We start from the raw sequence: 16,993 nt of genomic DNA on the forward strand, positions 1-16,993 counted from the left end.
CGGCTGTGGCGGGGAGTTGCAGGGCGATGCCTGCTCCACGCTGGGGGGACCGCATGGGGTCGGGACGGCAACGGCGATCGCATCAGCCGACTCGCTGCTGATCTCGGTCGAGCTCCCCGCGCCGCACGTACGAGAGGGCGACCTCCTGACCCCTGCGGCGAACTGCGCCTTTGTGGGGACCTTGTCGCGGCGGGCGCGCTGTCGACAACGTTGGCCCGCCGGGGAGAAGGCAGAGAGCGGGGGTCTGATCGGCGCCTGCGCCCAGGACAGGGTCGGACATCCGCTTCGGTGGTGCGTCAGCCTCGGCGGCCGGGGATCGTGGTGGCGGTGGGGGCGGGGGTGGGCCGGAGGAGCACGCACTCGTGGCTGCTGCGCTTGGTGACCCGTCCGTTGGGCCCGATGACGACCACGGTCACGCCTGACGCCGTGGTGTCCGGGTCGGCCAGGCGTGCCGCGGCGGCCGTGCAGATCAGTTGGCGGAGTGCGATCGACGGCAGGGGTCTGGTGCCCGCGGGCAGTTGCAACGTCACCTCGGCGCCGTTCACCGTGACCGCGGGAGCGGCGACGCCGCTCAGAGCGGTCGTCATGCCGAGTCGCCTCTCCCGCATGTCGGGGCCTGAGAGCAGGAGTTTGACGGCCACGCCCGTGTCGGTCGGGGTCGCCATCGGAGAGCTGGTGGGGACGAGGTGGCCGTCGATGACGAAGTAGAGGACCGGGCCCACGGGCGTGACACCGGTGGCCGGGTCGCCGGACTGGATCACGCCGGTCGCGGGGATTCCGCAGCCGGACAGCAGCAGGACTGCGGCGAGCAGTATCACTCGCTTCATGCTCGAGCCTCCTCATCGGGTTCCCATCCCGGTTCCGACCCCGGTTCCGACTCCGACTCCGACCCCGGGTTCGTCTCCGGCAGCGGGAGCTCGACGGTCAGCAGCGCACCTCCGCCCGGGTGGTTGGCCGCCCGGATCGTGCCGCCGTGCAGGTGCACGTTCTCGGCGGTGATCGCGAGGCCAAGCCCGCTGCCCTCGGTCCGGGTGCGGGCGGTGTCGGACTTGTAGAAGCGGTCGAAGATGTGCGGCAGGACCGTCTCCGAGATGCCCGGCCCGCTGTCCAGGACCTCGATCACCGCCCACCGTGTCGTTCCGTCCGCGGCGGGCGGCCGCCGGAGCTCGCGGAGCGTGAGCTGGACCGGAGGCGCGCCGTGGCGCAGCGCGTTCCCGACCAGGTTCGCGACGACCACGTCGAGGCGGCGCGGGTCGACCCGGCCCCGCAGCGCCGGGGGCTCTGGCAGGCAGGTGGCCACGCGGTCCTGCCAGGCCCGGGCGCAGAGGGTGCGCCGGACCGACTCGACCAGGTCGATCACGTCCAGATGGAGCGCGGCGGTGCCGGCGTCGAAGCGGGAGACCTCCATGAGGTCCTCCACCAGCCGGGCCAGGTTGGCGGTCTCCTGGCTGATGAGCCGTACGGCGATGGCGGTGTCGGGGTCCAGGCCGACGGCGTCCTCGTCGAGGACGTCGGTGACGACGGACATGGCCGCCAGCGGTGTGCGCAGTTCGTGGGAGACGTCCGCGGCGAAGCGGCGAGCCTTGGCCTCCATGCGGCGCAGTTCGGCGATGGATTCCTCCAGCGCGGCGGCGGTCTCGTTGAAGCTGTGGGACAGCTCGGCGAGCTCGTCCGAGCCGTGGACGGCGAGGCGGGTGTCGAGCCGGCCCTCGGCGATACGCCGGGTGGCGTGGCGCAGTTCCCGCACCGGACGCAGCACGCCCCGGGCGGCGAGCAGGGCGAGCAGCACCGCCAGGACCAGCGCGGGCACGGTGGCCCGCTCCGCGGCCGTGACCAGGGCCTGGACGTAGGCCAGTTCGCTGTCCTGGGGCGCCACCACGAAGACCGTGAGGCCGGTGGCCGTGCGCCCGTTGTCCGCCGAGGCGAACATGACCGGCATGCCGACCACGAGGCAGGAGCGGCCGCCGTCGGCGGTGACACGCTGGAAGACGGTCGCCGTGTGGGTGGTCGCCTCCGTGCGCAGGTCGCGCGTCAACTCGGAGAACCGGTCCTGCGGTGTCGAGGTCGCGCTCAGGCCGTGGTAGGTCACCAGCACCCGCCACTGCTGGGAGGGGTCGGCCATGGCGACGGAGGTCGCGAACCCGTCCAGGTCCCCTTGGCGGGGCGGGAAGGCGAGGTCGGGGGCGAGGTTGTCGACCCGGTCGCGCAGGAGCCGGATGACGGTGTCCTGGCTCTGCTGGAGGATGCCGGTGCGCGCCTCACGGAACGTCAAAGCACCCGTGGAGAGCGCGGCGGCCACGGCGACCAGCCCGAACGCGGCCACCAGCCGGACGCGCAGGCCGCCCGGCAGCGACGGACGGGGCAGGCGTCGGCGCCGGGGCGAGGTGTGCGGAGGCGAGGCGTGCGGAGCAGACGTGTGCCGGGGCGAGGCGTGCGGAGGAGACGTGTGCGAAGGCGAGGTACGAGAGGCCAAGGGTTCGGTCATCGGGGCCGGGGGCTGTGGAACCGGTAGCCGAAGCCCCGGACGGTCTGGATGTAGCGCGGCTGCCGCGGCGGTTCGCCCATCTTGGTGCGCAGCCGTTTGACGCAGGCGTCCACCAGCCGTGCGTCGCCGTGGTAGCTGTGCTCCCAGACGGCCTCCAGCAACTGCTGGCGGCTGAACACCCGGTCTGGTGCGGCGGACAGGGTCAGCAGCAGCCGCAGTTCCGACGGGGCCAGCAGGAGGGGAGCGTCCCCGCGGGTGACGGTGAGTGCGGCCCGATCGATGCTCAGGTCGCCGTGCGTCTCGGCCGGGTGGGCCCGGCCACCGGGGGACGGCGTCGCCTCGGCCCGGCGCAGGACGGCGCGGATCCTGGCGTCCAGCACCCGGGCCTGGACGGGCTTGACCACGTAGTCGTCCGCTCCCGTCTCGAGGCCGAGCACGACGTCCACGTCGTCGCCCAACGCCGTCATGATGATGATCGGAAGCTGACTGTCCGCGCGGATCTGGCGGCAGACCTCCAGCCCGGTCATCCCCGGCAGCATCAGGTCCAGCACCACGACGTCCGGCAGGAACGACCGGAGTTGGTCCAGTCCCTCCTCCCCGGTCCTGGCCGGGGCGACCTCGTGCCCTTGGCGGCGCAGGGCCAAGCGGGCGCCTTCACGGACGGCGGGGTCGTCTTCGACGAGCAGGACACGGGACATGCGCTCAGTATCGTCGGCGGCCACCGTCCCGCCCGAAGACTGTTACACGATGATCGCATAGGCCCGGCTGTTGCGATTCGGTCATATTCCCGGCCGGTCGCGATCACATGGCCGAACCAGCCTGATCGTTCGTGAGCCCGGCGATCCGACGTCACCTCGGCGCGACGTCCGGCCAGGGCACCAGGGAGCCGGTGCGCCGGAGCACCGTGCTGAGGCCCGGTCCCGGGACGCCCTGACATCCCGAGCTCCCCCGGCGGCGCGGTCCCCCGCCCCGCCGCCGGGGGCCCGCCCCCAGGCCCATGGTTCGACCTGAAGGAGTTCCCGTTGCCTGAGCGAATCGTGCGGCCTTCGCGCAAGAGTCGGCGTCAGCGCCGCGCGGCGGAACGGGGCGGCGCAGCTCCGCAGGAGCCGGCGCGCACCGGCGACCCCGAAGCTGGCCGCGCGCCCCGGATACGGCGGCGGAGGCGGCTGCGTCGCTGGCTGAAACGCCTGCTCGTGGCGCTCCTGTTTCTCTTCGGTGCGCTGGCCGGGCTCGTCTGGTACGCCTACGAGACCACCGCCATCCCCGCGCCGAACCCGAGCAACCTGCAGCAGAGCAACGTCTACTACTGGTCCGACGGCACCGTGATGGCCACCCACGGTTCGGTGAACCGGGTCAACATCACCCTGGACCAGGTCCCGCTGCCGGTGCAGCGTGACTTCCTGGCCGCCGAGAACGCGGACTTCTACCACGACTCCGGCGTCGACCCCACGGGGATCGTGCGCTCACTGGTGAACATGGTCCAGGGTCGCCAGCTGCAGTCCGGATCGACCATCACGCAGCAGTTCGTCAAGAACTCCTTTCTCAGCCAGCGCCCCACCATCGGGCGCAAGCTGCAGGAGCTGCTGATCGCGACGAAGATCGGAGACGTCTACTCCAAGCAGCAGATTCTCACCGGCTACCTGAACACCAGTTACTTCGGCCGCGACGCCTACGGACTGGACGCGGCCGCCCGGGCGTACTACGGGGTGGACACCCGCACGCTGACGGTCTCGCAGGGTGCCTTCCTCGCCGCCACGGTCAACGAGCCCAGCCTCTACCAGAACATCGACTCGGACGCCCGCGCCCGGGTCAAGGCGGTGGCCCGCTGGCACTACGTCCTCGACAGGATGGTCAAGGACGGCTGGATGACCGCCGCGGAACGTGCCCGCTACCCCGACTCGGCCTTCCCCACTCCGCACCCGTGGGTCCGGGCGGCCCTGACCGGGCAGACCGGCTACCTCTACCAGCTCGCCACCGACTACGCCCAGCAGCACGCGGGCATCACCGACCAGCAGCTCGCCCACGGCGGCTACCACATCTACACCACCTTCGACCGCACCCTCACCGAGGAGCTGGCGACCGCCGTCACCAAGGAGATGGCCTCCGCCGCCGACCCGAAGGACAGGAAGAACCTCTCGCTCCAGGCCGGTGCGGCCAGCGTCGATCCCACCACGGGCCGCATCCTCGCCGTCTACGGAGGCCCGGGGTGGGACAAGGGGGCCTACAACGACATCGCCGACAGCGCCGGACTCCAGGCGGGGTCGACCTTCCAGCCCGTCGTGCTCGCCGCCGCCCTGGCGCACGGTGCGGTGCGCAGACCCGGAACCGCAGCCTCGGCCGTCAGCCCGGACAGCGTCTTCAACGGCAACAGCGACATCGAGATCTACGGCGCGAACGGGTTCCCCCTCCGCAAGCCCGGCAAGAACGCCGGCCCGCTGTTGGAGCAGAACGACCGCTACGCCTCCTGGGGTGACATCTCGCTCCGCTCGGCGATGCAGCACTCCGTGATCACGCCGTACGTCCAGCTCGGCGAGAACGTCGGCTACCCGGCCGTGAAGTCCACCGCCGAGGCACTGGGCGCGCTCAGCGGCAGCCTCTCCTCGGACAGCGCCGACTTCTACGCGGGCTCCTCCACCATCAGCCCCGTCCGGCTGGCCTCCATGTATGGCACCTTCGCCGACCAGGGTCTGCACATCAACCCGTACTCGGTCACCCGGATCACCTACGACGGCCTTCCGGTGGGCGGCCTGACGCCCCCCACCCCGGTCCAGGCCATCCCACCTGCGATCTCCGGGCTCGTCAACAGCATCCTGGCGGAGGCCGCGACGAAGGACGGGACAGGCCGTCGCACCGCCCCCCTGCAGCGCTTCAAGGCGGGCAAGACCGGCACCGACGACCCGTACCACCCCGACTGGTTCGTCGGATACACCCGCCAACTCGCCACCGCCATAACGATGTTCGCCACCGACACGATCCACCCCGGGCTCAGCCCGGTCGGCGCGGACGTCGGCAGCGACTTCCCGACCGAGGCCTGGACGGCGTTCACGGCACAAGCGCTCCAGGGCAAGCCCGACCTCCCGTTCACCGTCGCTGCCACACCGACCCCGGAGCCCACGACTCCCCGTCCGTAGGGGGCGCATTGAGTGCGACACAGGGCCGAGGCGGCGGAATGGTTGCGCCTCCAAGACCGGCGTTGGTCACGCGCCGTGCGGGATCACCCGACCGATGCCAGTCTTCTGCGCAGCGCGAGCGTGGCGAGCAACAGGAGCCCGGCCGCGTAGGCGGTGAGGATCACGAGGTAGCCGAGGACGGCGTGCAGGCCCCCGTGGCGGGACAGCAGCTCCGTCCAGGAGTCGACGGCCCAGGACTGCGGCACGACGTGTCCGGCGGCCCGCAGCCAGGCGGGAACGATGGCGAGCGGCCACATGCAGCCGCCCAGCATGCCCAGCGTGATGCCGACCGCCGGGCCGATCGAGTGCACCTGCTCGGGGGTGCGGAACAGCGCTCCGGCGAGGAGTCCCGCTCCGGTCCCGACCAGGGCCCAGACCCCGACCAGCGCCAGCGCCGCGGCAGGTGCACCCCAGGAGACGCCGAACGCCAGCGCGCCGACGGAGACGATCAGCGCCGACTGCACCAGGGCGAGCGACAGATAGGCGAGCGTCTCGCCGAGTACCAGGGTGCCCGCACCGACCGGCGCTGCCAGCGCGCGGCTGTAGACGCCGGACTGACGGTTCTGCACGATCGATGCCCCGTTGGAGACCGCGTTGATGAAGACGAAGAGCACCAGCATCGTGGGCGTGCTGTAGCTGTAGCCGAGGGGAAGGTAGGAACTCTGGCCGTTCACCGTCCGCTGTGTGACGGATACCGAGGGCGTGGCGGCGGCGGTGCGGGCGGCGAGGCCCAGTCGGCTGTCGAAGGCGCCTCCGGTCTCGGCCACGGTGAAGCGCGCGGCCTGCACCCGCCCGGCGTGGTCGGCGACGGCCGACTCCACAGCGGCGACGGCGGCCTGGGCGTTGGTGGCCGAAGGCGCCACCAGGATGGGGAGGGTCACCGTCCCGGGGCCCGCCGCCTGCCGGTCCAGCGTCGCCGGGACGACTACGACAGCGTCGGTCTCGCTGCGGCGCAGCGCGGTCCGGGCAGTGGACTGGTCCGGGTAGACGTGGGTGCGCAGCGCGGGGTCGTCGGTCAGTGTGGTGACCAGGTCACGAGTGACCGGCCCGGCGTCCGCGGCCGCCACGACGCCGACTCGGAACTGGTCGAAGCCGCGGACGGTCACACCGATGACCACGATGATGGCGACGGGGAGCAGCACCATGAAGAACAGCGCGCCGCGGTCCCGCGCGATGCGGACCACTGTGGCCCGGGTGACTGCCAGGATCCTCATGGTGTCCTCCTCAGCCTGAACAGCACCGCGGCCACCAGCGCGACGACAGCGGAGCACGCCGCGATGCCGAGCAGAGGGTCACGGACGGCGGCGAGTCCGCTGACGCCCGTGCCGAGGTCGGTGAAGCCTCGCAGCGCCCAGCCGTTGGGCGTGAACAACGCCAGCCGACGCAGTGCCGCCGGTCCCGCCGAAGCGAAGACGAAGTTTCCCCCCAGCAGGACGAGCGCGAAGACCACGACCGAGGACAGCTGCTCGGCCTGACGTTCCGTTCGGGAGACCACGATGACCAGGGTGGTCAGGCAGACCACTGCGACGGACATCCCCACGCACAGGGCCGCCACCCCGAGCGGGTCGGCGTAGCGGGCGCCGAAGACGAAGTGCGCTGCGGTCAAAGTGGTGGCGAGGCCCGCGAGACTGTAGGCGAAGGTCGCCAGGGACTTGCCGAGAAGCACCGTGCCTCGTCCGAGCGGCGCCGCGGCGATGCGGTCCAAGGTCCCCTGGCGCTGCTCGCTGAAGTAGCCGCGAGCGGCGAAGCCGATGGTGAAGAGGACGAAGAACATCCCCATGCTGGGCCCGAAGTAGCTGACACCCTTGAGGGCGTAGCCTGAGGCGTCGGCCGGCCGCGCCTGCACGGGCAGCCGCAGCTCGGCAGCCTGTGCTGAGAGCCTGGGCAGGTCGGCGGGCAGCGCGCCGGCGGTCAGGGCGGTGGCGACGGAGAGGCGGTCCGCGTTCACCTGGGCGACGAAGGAGGTGGCGACCGCGTTCGCCAGTTGGGCCTGCAGCGGGTAGTCCACGCTGCTGAGGACGGTCACCGGTTCGGGCCGCCCGCCCGCCACCGCCGCGGTGAAACCGGCGGGGATGACGATGCCCGCTTGCTCCGGGCCGTGTCGGACCGCCTGGGCCGCTTCCTCGGTGGCCGGGTAGCTGCGGACGCTGACGGTGTCGGCGAGCTGAGGGCTGCGCAGCGTCTGCAGCAGGCCCGCGGCGGCCGTGCCGTGGTCGAGGTCGACCACGGCCACCTTGGCGTGGAAGGCGGCCGTTCCGCTGAACGCCATGGACATCAGCGCGGTGATGACCACCGGCGCGAGAAAGACGATCACCCACGCGGAACGGTCCCGCAGGCGTTGCCGCAGGTCCTTGAGCGCGATCGCGAGTACCGGTCGCACAGCGCTCACTCCCGCAGCGCGGTGCCGGTCAGGTGGAGGAAGACCGCCTCCAGGTCGGGCTCGACGATCTCCACGCTCCGGATCTGCACCCGGTTGGCGTGGGCGAGGTCGAGCAGGCGCGGCAGGAGACTGCGCGCGTCGCGCACGACGGCGTGCACGGTTCCTTCGTCCGAGCGGTCGACGTCGGCGCCTTCGACCTCCGGCAGTGCGCGGCAGGCCTCGGCGTAGCGAGTGAGATCACCGGAGGCGACGAGTTGGACTTGGTCCTTCTCGGCCACCAGGGCGACGAGTTCGCGTGGGGTGCCCTCGGCGATCAGGCTGCCGTGGTCGATGATGCCGACGCGGTCGCAGAGGCGCTCCGCCTCCTCCATGTAGTGGGTGGTGTAGATGACGGCCATGCCCTGGTCGCCGAAGCGGCGCACGCTCTCCATGATCGCGTGGCGGCTCTGCGGATCGACTCCGACCGTCGGCTCGTCCAGAACGAGCAGCGTCGGAGAATGGACCAGCCCGGCCCCGATGTTGAGGCGCCGCCGCATTCCGCCGGAGAGCGAGTCCACCCGGTCCTCGCCCCTCGCGGTGAGGTCGATGAGTTCGAGGACCTCCTCGACCCGCCGTTCGAGCCGTCGCCGCGGGAGCCGGTAGAGGCGGCCGAAGAACAGCAGGTTCTCCCGCACCGTCAGGTCGGGGTAGAGAGCGACCTCCTGCGGCACGTAGCCGATCAGCCGCTTGGCCGGTCCCGGCGCCGCCCGCACCGGCAGTCCGGCCACGCGTACGGTTCCGCTGTCGGCTTCGAGCAGCCCACAGACGATCTTGATCGTCGTGGTCTTGCCGGCGCCGTTCGGTCCGAGGAGTCCGTAGGTCTCGCCCGGCGCGACGTCCAGACTGACGCCGTCCACGGCGGTGCGGCTTCCGAACCTGCGCACCAGCTTCGAGCAGTCCAGCAGCGGCTCCGCATCCTGCTGCGGCCGGATCGTCTGCGCTGCCTGCGGCGTTGCCATGGTTCCACCCTCCCGGCGGGGAGGGCCGAACCCTAGGGCCGTGCGGGCCACCCGGGCGGGCCGCCCGGCCCAAGGTGGGACGGCCGGCAGCGGAGCGGCCCGCGGGCCCGACTCAGATGTGCGGGACGACTGCGACCGGGGCGTGGGCGTGGTGAAGCACCGCGTGCGCGGTCAGCCCCAGGTGCGCGCCCGTCGCGTGCTTGCGGATCCGGCGGCCTATCACGACCAGCTCGGCCCCGTCCGAGGCGTCGACGAGGGCCTTCGCGCCGCCGCCGACCTCGGTCCCGGCCACGACGGGCACCTGCGGGTACTTGGCCTGCCAGGGGCTGAGCGCCTGCGCCGACTGCTCTCGCGCGGCGCTCTCCATGGTGGCCGAGTCGATCGGGATGACCATCGTCCCCGGAGGGGCCCACAGGGCGGGTACGTCCCAGCCGTGCACGGCGACGACGCGCGCCCCGCGCTCCTGGGCCCGGGAGAAGGCGAACCCGAGGACCTCGTCTGCGCTCGCGCCGTCGCCCACGCCGACCACAACGTCGGTCGCCCGGCCGGGTGCCCGGTCCTCGGCGACGGCCGTGTCGGGACGCAGCACGACGACCGGGACGGGGGAGCGGCCCGCGAGCGCGAGCGACACCGAGCCCACCAGGAGCCCGGTGAAGCCGCCGAGTCCGCGCGAGCCCAGCACCAGGAGCTCACCGTCCGCGGCCGCCTCCAGCAGTCCCTCGACCGGCGTCGCGCCGAGCAGCACGCTCTCGACCTCCAGCTCCGGGTACCGCCCGGCGACCTCGTGCGTGACGTGCGTGAGCAGTTCCGCGCCCTCGTTCTGGAGCTGCTCCAGGTAGATGCCGACCGGGCGCGGCCAGACGTGGACCAGCCGCAGCGCGGTCCCGCGCCGGACGGCCTCCTCGGCGGCCCAGTGGACGGCGGCGAGGCTCTGGGGGGATCCGTCGGTGGCGGCGAGAACCGGACGAGCAGTCATGGCGGGTGCCTCCAGGCAGTGTCGGCCGGACGTCCCTCGTCCGGTCCGGCAATCACCCTGGCCCAGGGCGGCGGCCCGGCCCCAGGGCCACAGGTCCCGACACCCGTGACGTTCGGCCCCGGCGTGCCGCCCTCAGCCTTCCGACTCCGGCGTGCCCGTGCGGCGTTCCGCGCTCGCCTGCTGCTGCTGTTTTAGCGACGGGGGCGTGTGGTCTCCGTATTGCTCGGAGACCCGAGTGGCGACAACCTCCGGCAGTTTCAGACCCAGGGCTGTTCGGCCCCGTCACCGCGCCGCGGCCGAGGTCACGGGGCGCGCCCGCCGGCGGGCGGCCCCGCGCGGCCAGACGATCTCGACGGGGATGCCGCGGGCGCGGGCGTAGGCGACCAGGTGGGCGGTGGCGTCGCACCCGTCGGTCGACGACCCGTCCCACACCGCCAGCACGCGGTCGCACTCGGCGACGAGCTGCTCGTCCGCGGTGATCCGGGAGGAGCGCTCGGCGGGGTCGAAGGCCTCCAGGCGGGCGCAGAGGCAGACGCGCAGCAGCTCCCGGGCTGCGTCGGCGTCGCTCCGGGGAAGGGGCGTCATCAGGCCGTCCCGTGCGGGCAGCACGGCGATCAGCGCCCGCCCGGCTCCCACCATGGCCCGTCCGAAGGCGAGCCCGGCTCCCGCGCCGGCCCGTACCAGGCCGACGGCTCCTTCCGGTCCTTCAGGGAGGCGGTCCAGTGCCTGGCGCAGCTTCCGCTCCACGAGCGCCAGACTCTCCGGCTTCAGATCGGCGTGGCCGACGACGGTGATCACCCGTCACCTCCGCATGTCCGACGTGCCTCGGTAGGGAGGGGCGCCCGGTGCGCGGCCCGTGCCGGCGATCGCCCCGAGTGAGTGAACTCCATCAGGATCCGTCCCGGGTAGGGCCGACCGGCCCTACCCGCTGCTGAGGAGGTCTCGCCGCGCGCCCTCGCCGGTGGCGAACTACGCTCGCGATCATGCGCATCCGAAACCGACGACTGACGCCGCTCGCGGTGGTGGTGGCGGGCGCCCTGGCCGGGGCGGTGGGAACCGTGTGCCTGGACGCCGTCCACTACCTCAAGTACCGCCGCGCGGGCGGCACGGACGCCCCGCGTGACTGGGAGTTCGCACCGGTCGACACCTGGGCGGACGCCCCCACCCCGGGACAGGTGGCCAAGCGCCTGGTCGAGGGCTTCACCCAGCGGGAACTCCCCGACCGCTCGGCCTGGCTGACGAGCACCGTCGCCCATTGGGCCTACGGCTCGGCGGCGGGCGCCGCCTACGGCGTCCTGGCGGGCTCGCTGCCCACGCCGCGCCCTGTCTACGGCCTCCCGCTCGGGCTCGCGCTCTTCGCGGGCGACTACACCGCCCTGCCGATCGCTGGCCTCTACAAGCCGATCCGCGACTACGACGCCAAGGTCCTCGGCTGGGACCTCGCCGCCCACCTCGCCTACGGCGCAGGCACCGGAATCGCCTTCCGCGCCCTCACCGCCGCCGCCTCTGCCGCGCAGCGGAACTGCCAGACCACTGCCTGAACGCCGGGGGGCGGTACGCCCTGACATCCTCCGGAGGCCTGACATCCTCCGGAGGCCTGACATCCTCCGGAGGGCAGAACCGAGGCGCGGCCATGGCGCTGCTCTCCTGCGCGGGTCAGGCGTGGGGGACGATGGCGACGGGGCTGAGGCGGTAGTGGACGGCCGCGTGGACGGCGGGGCCGAGGGCCGGGGCGGTGCCGCGGCGGCGGCGGCCGAGGACGAGGAGGGCGGCGTGGTCGGCCGCCTCGACCAGGACGTGGGCGGCGGTGCCGGTCCGGACGTCGAAGCTGACACGGACGTGCGGGTACTGCGCGGCGAGGGGCCGTAGGGCGTCGCGCAGCCGCTCCTCGGCGTCCCTGCGCAGTGCGGTCCGCTGCGCCTCGCCGGGCGGGATCAGGTCGGTGGTCCACCAGCGGGCCGGTTGCTGGGCGTGCACCACGCGCAGCGACGTGGCGTGGCGCTCCGCCTCGGCGAGCGCGAAGGTGATGACCGAGGTCCGTTCGCCTTTGCCGAGGCGCAGACCGAGGACGATCTCGTGGCGCGGCGGTTCGGGCTCCGCGTCCTCGCGGACGAGCACGACCGGGTGCTCGGCGCGGGCGGTCACGGCCAGCGCCGTCGATCCGAGTAGCAGTCCGGCGAAGCCGCCGGTGCCGCGCGAGCCGAGGACGAGCGTGCTGCCGGACTCGGCCGCGCGCAGGAGCTGGGTCGGCGCGTCGCCCGGCAGCAGCTCGTAGTCGATCCGCAGGCCGAGGTGGCGGCCGCGCATTCCCTGGACCGTGGCCTTCAGCAAGTCGACTGCCTCGTCACGGAGTTGGACGTAGGCATCGGGGACGGGGACGTCGTCGCGGTGTGGCCAGTGGGCGAGGGCCAGGCGCACTGGTGCGCCTGTCAGGGTCGCCTCCGTCGCGGCCCATTCGGCGGCGGCCAGGCTGGGGTCGGAGCCGTCGAAGCCGACGATCAGCGGGAGCGTCATGGCGGTCGGATCCTTCCCGGAGAGGCTCAGGTCGGCTCGCCGGGGGCGTCCGGGAGGCGGCGCAAGCAGGGATCGGGGACGTGGCGGGGTCCCCGCCGGACGCGGGCGTCGACGCAGACGACGCTGGCGGGGCCGCAGACGATCGGGTTGAGGTCGGCCTCGGCCAGCTGGGGGAGGCCGGTGGCCATGCGGCCGAGGCGGGCGTGCAGGTCCTCGATCCGGTCCAGGCCCACGGGCGGGTGCTCCGGCGACATCCGGTGCGCGTGCAGGTCCAGGACCGCGTCGTGGTCCTCGCGGCGGAGCGGGCGGATGGTGACGGCGGTGCCGTCCGCGAGCAACGCCTCGGCTCGGCGTGCCAGTTCGTGCGAGGTGACCATGGGTGTCGCCTTTCGCGTCCGGAAGGAGGGGGACGGGCTCAGCCGAGGGCGCTGCTCGCGGTCCGCCGCGGGGTGGGGGCGCCTTCGGGGCCGTACCCGAGGCGGATCAGGAGCTGCACGTGCTCCGGCCCGCTGCGCGGGTCGCGCAGCATCCAGCGCAGGTCCGGCCACTCGACGGCCTGGTGCAGCAGCGATGCCCGGACCTGGTCGCGGGTGGCCAGCAGCAGCACGTGCTGCAGCGCGAGCCCGGCGCGCAGCCAGTCGGCGGGGTGGTCGTGGTCGGTGGCGAGCACGGCCAGCTGCGGGTGCTGCTCGAAGTCCCGCGCCGGCTGCCCGGTCGGCGGGCGCAGCGCGGTGAAGTCCCGCATCGGGAGGCGACCGGCCGCGTCCTGTGGTCCGAGGGCCTCGGGCGGGATGCCGAGGCCGGTGCCCCCGTGGGAGCGGATCCAGCGGCGGCTCTCCTGGCGGCGTTCCTCGTCCGTGATCGTGCGGGCTTCGGCCTCGTAGGTCAGGTCCAGCAGCCGACGCGTCTCGTCGAGATCAGGCAGGTGCAGGAGAGCGCCCTCGACGCGCGCGGCGTCGACCAGCTCCGCCCACAGTGGGCCCGGCAGCGGTCTGGGGGAGAAGGGGCTTCGGCTGGTGTGCCGACGCCAGATCTGCTCGTACAGGCCCGGCTCGGCCGCGGCGGGGGAGGGCCTGCGCCCGGCCAGCCGGACGGAGGCGAGGAGCTGCGGCTCGTGCCGGTCCGGCAGCAGGCGCAGCACCGGCTCCCAGCCGTGGTGGGCCACGGCCAGCCGGAGGTTGAACACGGCGGCGCCGACGGAGAGGTGCAGACCCCGGCCGTCCGGGTCCTCGGCCCGCAGTTCGCGGTCGAGCGCCGCCCGGATCTCGACGGTGTGCGTCTCCGGGCGCAGCCGAAAGCGCCACGGCTGGGTGTTGTGCATCGACGGGGCGGCCACGGCGGCGGAGACGAGGTCCTCCAGGACGGCGGCGTCCAGGGTTGCGGGAGTCACGGCGGCCTCTTTCGACGTGGCGTGGAGTGGCGGTGCGCGGCGGTGCGCGGCGGTGCGGGCCAGGGGACGGCATGTCGCGGCGCTGTGCGGCATGGCGGGGCAGGGCAGGGCGCTGCGATGTGACGTGCTGGTCGATATCGCTTCCTGCTTCGAGCCTGCTGGGCGGCCCGCCGGGCGGAGCAGGGCCGCTCGGGGCCGTCCGGCCCGCCGATGGGCCCTGTTCGCGTCCCCTCCGCTGGCGGGGGGAGGGCGGAAGAGGGTGGGGACGCCCGGGCGGAGGCCGCGCTCGGGCGCGGCGTGCGGCGGATCGGGGCGGACGGGGGCGGATGGGGACGTTCGGTCCCCCGGAGGGGCCCGCCCGGTCCTGCCCCGCTCGAGCGCGTGGGGAGAGGCTGGGACGAGCGGGCGAAGTCCGCCGCTCCGAACGACGCCGTACGCACCGAAGGAGGGCAGTCCGATGGCCGCGCCAGCAGCCGATCCTCGTCCGTCCGCCCCCGTGCCGAGACGTTCGCGTCTCGCCATGGCGCGCGCTCGTCGTCGCAGCCCGCTGCGACGACGCAGCGACCGGTGGCGCTCAGCGCTGGTGGAGATCCAGGCGCTGGGCCTCGTCGCGGTCGCCGTGCTGTGCGCCCTGCTCGGGCTGGGGTTCTACCAGCAGGGGCGCGCGGACGCCCTGCGCGTCGCGCAGAGCCTGCACCTCGCGCAGGCCCGCGTCACCGGCCGGCCGTACCCCTCCGGGGTGGGCGGCGATCTGGCCCAGGTGAGCTGGACCGCGCCGGACGGCTCGACGCACCAGGGCGTCGCCGGGGTGCCCGCCTCCGACCACACCGGTGACCAGGTGCAGATCTGGCTGGACGGCAGCGGCAACGTCTCCGTCGGCCCCACCACGACGGCCAACGTCGTCGGCACCGCCGTGATCTCGGCGCTGCTCGTGATGGTCGGCGCGGACGCGGTGCTGCTCTGCGCCGGAGCGGTCGCGCGCTCGCGGTTCAACCGTATGGACCAGGAGGCCTGGGCGAGGGAGTGGCTGGTCTACGAGCCGCTCTGGTCCCGCCGCCGCTGAGTGCCGCCAACGGACCAGCGGCCGGCTCAGTGCCTGCCGTCCGGCTCAGTACCTGCCGTCCGGCCGGGCGGCACCGCCCGTGCCCCGAGCCGCCGCGTGGTCGGCGGCCTGGGACGCGATGACGGCCGCCTGCACGCGGCGCTCGACGCCGAGCTTGGCGAGCATGCGCGAGATGTGGTTCTTGACGGTCTTCTCGGCCAGGTAGAGGCGTTGGCCGATCTCGCGGTTGGTCAGCCCCTCGCCGATGAGGGTGAGGATGTCGCGCTCCCGTTCGGTCAGTTCGGCCAGCGCGTCCGGCGGCTGCGGCGTCGGGGCGGACTGGCCGCGCAGGCGGGCCATCAAACGGGTGGCCGCGCCGGGGTCGAGCATGGACTGGCCCGAGCCGACGGTGCGCACGGCGGTGATGAGGTCGGTGCCGCTGATCTGCTTCAGCACGTAGCCGGATGCGCCGGCCATGATGGCATCCAGCAGGGCGTCCTCGTCGTCGAACGAGGTGAGCATCAGGCAGGCGAGCTCCGGCAGTTGGGAGCGCAGTTCGCGGCAGACGGTGATGCCGTCGCCGTCGGGCAGGCGCACGTCGAGGACGGCGACGTCGGGGCGCAGCGCCGGGATGCGGGCGAGGGCCTGCGCACAGGTCGCGGCCTCGCCGACGACCTCCAGGCCCGGCTCGGCGTCAAGCATGTCGTGCACGCCCCTGCGGACCACCTCGTGGTCGTCCAGCAGGAAGACCCGGATCGTGCCGGTGGGCTGCGCGTCGCCCGAGGCTTCGCCCGTCATCCCTCTGCCCCTGTTCCTCGTCGCGTGCGCCCCGCCCGCCTCCGCGGGCGGGGCTGAGCTCACTGGATGATCCCGCCGCGTCCGGGACGGCCGGTAGGGCCGAACGGTCCCATCGTCCGTCCCGAGGGTCCGCGGCACCAGGTCAGCGGGGGATCACGGCGACCGGGGCCGGGGCCAGGTGCAGGACGCGGTGGGGGACCCGGCCGATGTGCTGGCTGAAGTGGTGGGTGTGCCGGCGGTGCGCGCCGACGACCACCAGGCACGCGTCGGCCGAGGCGTTGACGATGGCCTCCTCCGCCGGGCCCAGCACCACCTGGACGTCGACCGCGACGCCCGGGTGCGCCACCCGGGCCGGGGCCAGCAGTTGGGCGAGCTCGTCGGTCTCCTCCGCCTCGCGCCGGGCCTGCTCCTGCGGCGGGACGGCCATGTACCCCGGGAACGCCTGCGGATACATCCAGGACCGGACCACGCGCAGCGGGACGCCGCGCCGTTCGGCCTCCTCGAAGGCGAACCCGACCGGCTCGGGCTCACCCGGGGCGACGCCGACGACGACGGGGCCCTGCCGGTCGGGGGCGCCCTCCAGCGGCACCAGCACCGTCGGCACGGTCGCGTGCGCGATCACGCCGCCGCTCACCGAGCCCAGCAGGACGGTGAGGAAGGTGTTCTGCCCCCGGCGGCCGGTGACCAGCACGCTCGCGCCGGCCGACGCCATCCGCAGCAGGCCCTCGACGGCTCCCTCCTCGATCAGCTCCGGCTCGACCCGCAGGCCGGGACGGCCTCTGCGCAGCTCCTCGGCGGTGTTCTCGAGGAAGGTCGCGGCGGCCTTGCGCGCCTCCTCGACCATGTCCGCCTTGTAGGCCTCCGGCAGGCGGTAGGCCTGCATGCTCCAGGCGTGGCCGATGCGCAGCACCGCGCCGCGCAGGAGGGCCTCGTCGGCGGCCCAGTCCAGGGCCACGCGCGCGTTGTCGGAGGAGTCGAGACCGACCACAACGGCCCCGTTAGGTGAACCGTTCATCACTGCCTCCTGCTCGGGGGACGACGGCGGGGGGACGACCGCTGCGGCCGACCTCGGGACGACGCCGGCACCGACGGAGCCGTCGGGCCCCGCCCCCGCTGTTACCTCAAGGCTGTCACCGCCCCGGCCGACTGGCGAAAGGGCTGACCGGCCCTGGCTTTCGAGCCGCCGGGCCCGGATCGCCTTGGTACCGTGACCTTGACCGGGAAACCCGGTCGCCGCGCC

The 16,993-nt window shown here is 73.3% G+C and carries 16 protein-coding genes; 3 read left to right on the top strand and 13 right to left on the bottom strand.

Going from position 1 to position 16,993, the window contains the following annotated elements:
* Positions 1 to 296: 296 nt before the first annotated feature.
* The 3 genes from TR48_RS04290 to TR48_RS04300 all read right to left on the bottom strand — a co-directional run bounded on the left by TR48_RS04290 (position 297) and on the right by TR48_RS04300 (position 3,183).
* Entirely contained in the window at positions 297 to 827 is a 531-nt protein-coding gene (locus TR48_RS04290) for a hypothetical protein (protein ID WP_052442387.1), read from the bottom strand.
* Positions 824 to 2,323: a sensor histidine kinase gene (locus TR48_RS04295; RefSeq protein WP_042364513.1), complete on the bottom strand. Its 1,500-nt coding sequence runs from the start codon at positions 2,321 to 2,323 to the stop codon at positions 824 to 826. Before TR48_RS04295 ends, TR48_RS04290 begins: the two co-directional genes overlap by 4 nt.
* 158 nt (positions 2,324 to 2,481) lie before the next feature.
* On the bottom strand, positions 2,482 to 3,183 hold the full coding sequence (locus tag TR48_RS04300) for a response regulator (protein ID WP_042364514.1): 702 nt from the start codon (positions 3,181 to 3,183) through the stop codon (positions 2,482 to 2,484).
* A 495-nt stretch (positions 3,184 to 3,678) separates the two neighbouring features.
* On the opposite strand from TR48_RS04300, the gene TR48_RS04305 reads away from it, so the two are divergent.
* Positions 3,679 to 5,616, top strand: coding sequence for a transglycosylase domain-containing protein (locus TR48_RS04305; RefSeq protein ID WP_052442388.1), 1,938 nt, complete (start codon positions 3,679 to 3,681; stop codon positions 5,614 to 5,616).
* Positions 5,617 to 5,699: 83 nt separating this feature from the next.
* Here the strand turns inward: TR48_RS04305 and TR48_RS04310 are convergent, their stop codons facing one another.
* The 5 genes from TR48_RS04310 to TR48_RS04330 form a co-directional block, all read right to left on the bottom strand.
* Entirely contained in the window at positions 5,700 to 6,869 is a 1,170-nt protein-coding gene (locus TR48_RS04310; protein ID WP_042364515.1) for an ABC transporter permease, read from the bottom strand.
* Positions 6,866 to 8,035: an ABC transporter permease gene (locus TR48_RS04315; protein ID WP_042364516.1), complete on the bottom strand. Its 1,170-nt coding sequence runs from the start codon at positions 8,033 to 8,035 to the stop codon at positions 6,866 to 6,868. Before TR48_RS04315 ends, TR48_RS04310 begins: the two co-directional genes overlap by 4 nt.
* 5 nt (positions 8,036 to 8,040) lie before the next feature.
* Positions 8,041 to 9,033: an ABC transporter ATP-binding protein gene (locus tag TR48_RS04320; protein WP_042364517.1), complete on the bottom strand. Its 993-nt coding sequence runs from the start codon at positions 9,031 to 9,033 to the stop codon at positions 8,041 to 8,043.
* Positions 9,034 to 9,145: 112 nt separating this feature from the next.
* On the bottom strand, positions 9,146 to 10,009 hold the full coding sequence (locus TR48_RS04325; protein WP_042364518.1) for a universal stress protein: 864 nt from the start codon (positions 10,007 to 10,009) through the stop codon (positions 9,146 to 9,148).
* A 282-nt stretch (positions 10,010 to 10,291) separates the two neighbouring features.
* Positions 10,292 to 10,807, bottom strand: coding sequence for a hypothetical protein (locus TR48_RS04330; RefSeq protein ID WP_042364519.1), 516 nt, complete (start codon positions 10,805 to 10,807; stop codon positions 10,292 to 10,294).
* Positions 10,808 to 10,992: 185 nt separating this feature from the next.
* Between TR48_RS04330 and TR48_RS04335 the strand changes: the two genes are divergently transcribed.
* Positions 10,993 to 11,550 carry a hypothetical protein gene (locus TR48_RS04335; RefSeq protein WP_152627789.1) on the top strand — a complete coding sequence of 186 codons (558 nt, stop codon included), beginning with the start codon at positions 10,993 to 10,995 and terminating at the stop codon, positions 11,548 to 11,550.
* 115 nt (positions 11,551 to 11,665) lie between these two features.
* Here TR48_RS04335 and TR48_RS04340 read toward each other — a convergent pair whose 3' ends face one another.
* From TR48_RS04340 to TR48_RS04350, 3 genes are read right to left on the bottom strand one after another with little or no spacing between them, the layout of a single operon-like run.
* Positions 11,666 to 12,523: a universal stress protein gene (locus TR48_RS04340; protein WP_042364521.1), complete on the bottom strand. Its 858-nt coding sequence runs from the start codon at positions 12,521 to 12,523 to the stop codon at positions 11,666 to 11,668.
* 26 nt (positions 12,524 to 12,549) lie between these two features.
* Positions 12,550 to 12,900 carry an acetate--CoA ligase family protein gene (locus TR48_RS04345; protein WP_042364522.1) on the bottom strand — a complete coding sequence of 117 codons (351 nt, stop codon included), beginning with the start codon at positions 12,898 to 12,900 and terminating at the stop codon, positions 12,550 to 12,552.
* 38 nt (positions 12,901 to 12,938) lie between these two features.
* A complete protein-coding gene (locus TR48_RS04350) occupies positions 12,939 to 13,913 on the bottom strand; it encodes an Acg family FMN-binding oxidoreductase (protein WP_042364523.1) in 975 nt (324 codons plus the stop codon).
* A 520-nt stretch (positions 13,914 to 14,433) separates the two neighbouring features.
* Here TR48_RS04350 and TR48_RS04355 point away from each other — a divergent pair.
* Positions 14,434 to 14,976, top strand: coding sequence for an Rv1733c family protein (locus tag TR48_RS04355; protein ID WP_152627790.1), 543 nt, complete (start codon positions 14,434 to 14,436; stop codon positions 14,974 to 14,976).
* Between the two features lie 45 nt (positions 14,977 to 15,021).
* On the opposite strand, the gene TR48_RS04360 is transcribed toward TR48_RS04355, so the two are convergent.
* The gene (locus TR48_RS04360) at positions 15,022 to 15,753 is read right to left on the bottom strand and encodes a response regulator (protein ID WP_042364525.1); all 732 of its coding nucleotides are present in this window, start codon (positions 15,751 to 15,753) and stop codon (positions 15,022 to 15,024) included.
* Between the two features lie 142 nt (positions 15,754 to 15,895).
* Complete coding sequence (locus tag TR48_RS04365) at positions 15,896 to 16,768, bottom strand: universal stress protein (protein WP_042364526.1); 873 nt, start codon at positions 16,766 to 16,768, stop codon at positions 15,896 to 15,898.
* Positions 16,769 to 16,993 lie beyond the last annotated feature (225 nt).

It is taken from the genome of Streptacidiphilus neutrinimicus, from assembly GCF_000787815.1.
Taxonomy (GTDB): Bacteria; Actinomycetota; Actinomycetes; order Streptomycetales; family Streptomycetaceae; genus Streptacidiphilus; species Streptacidiphilus neutrinimicus.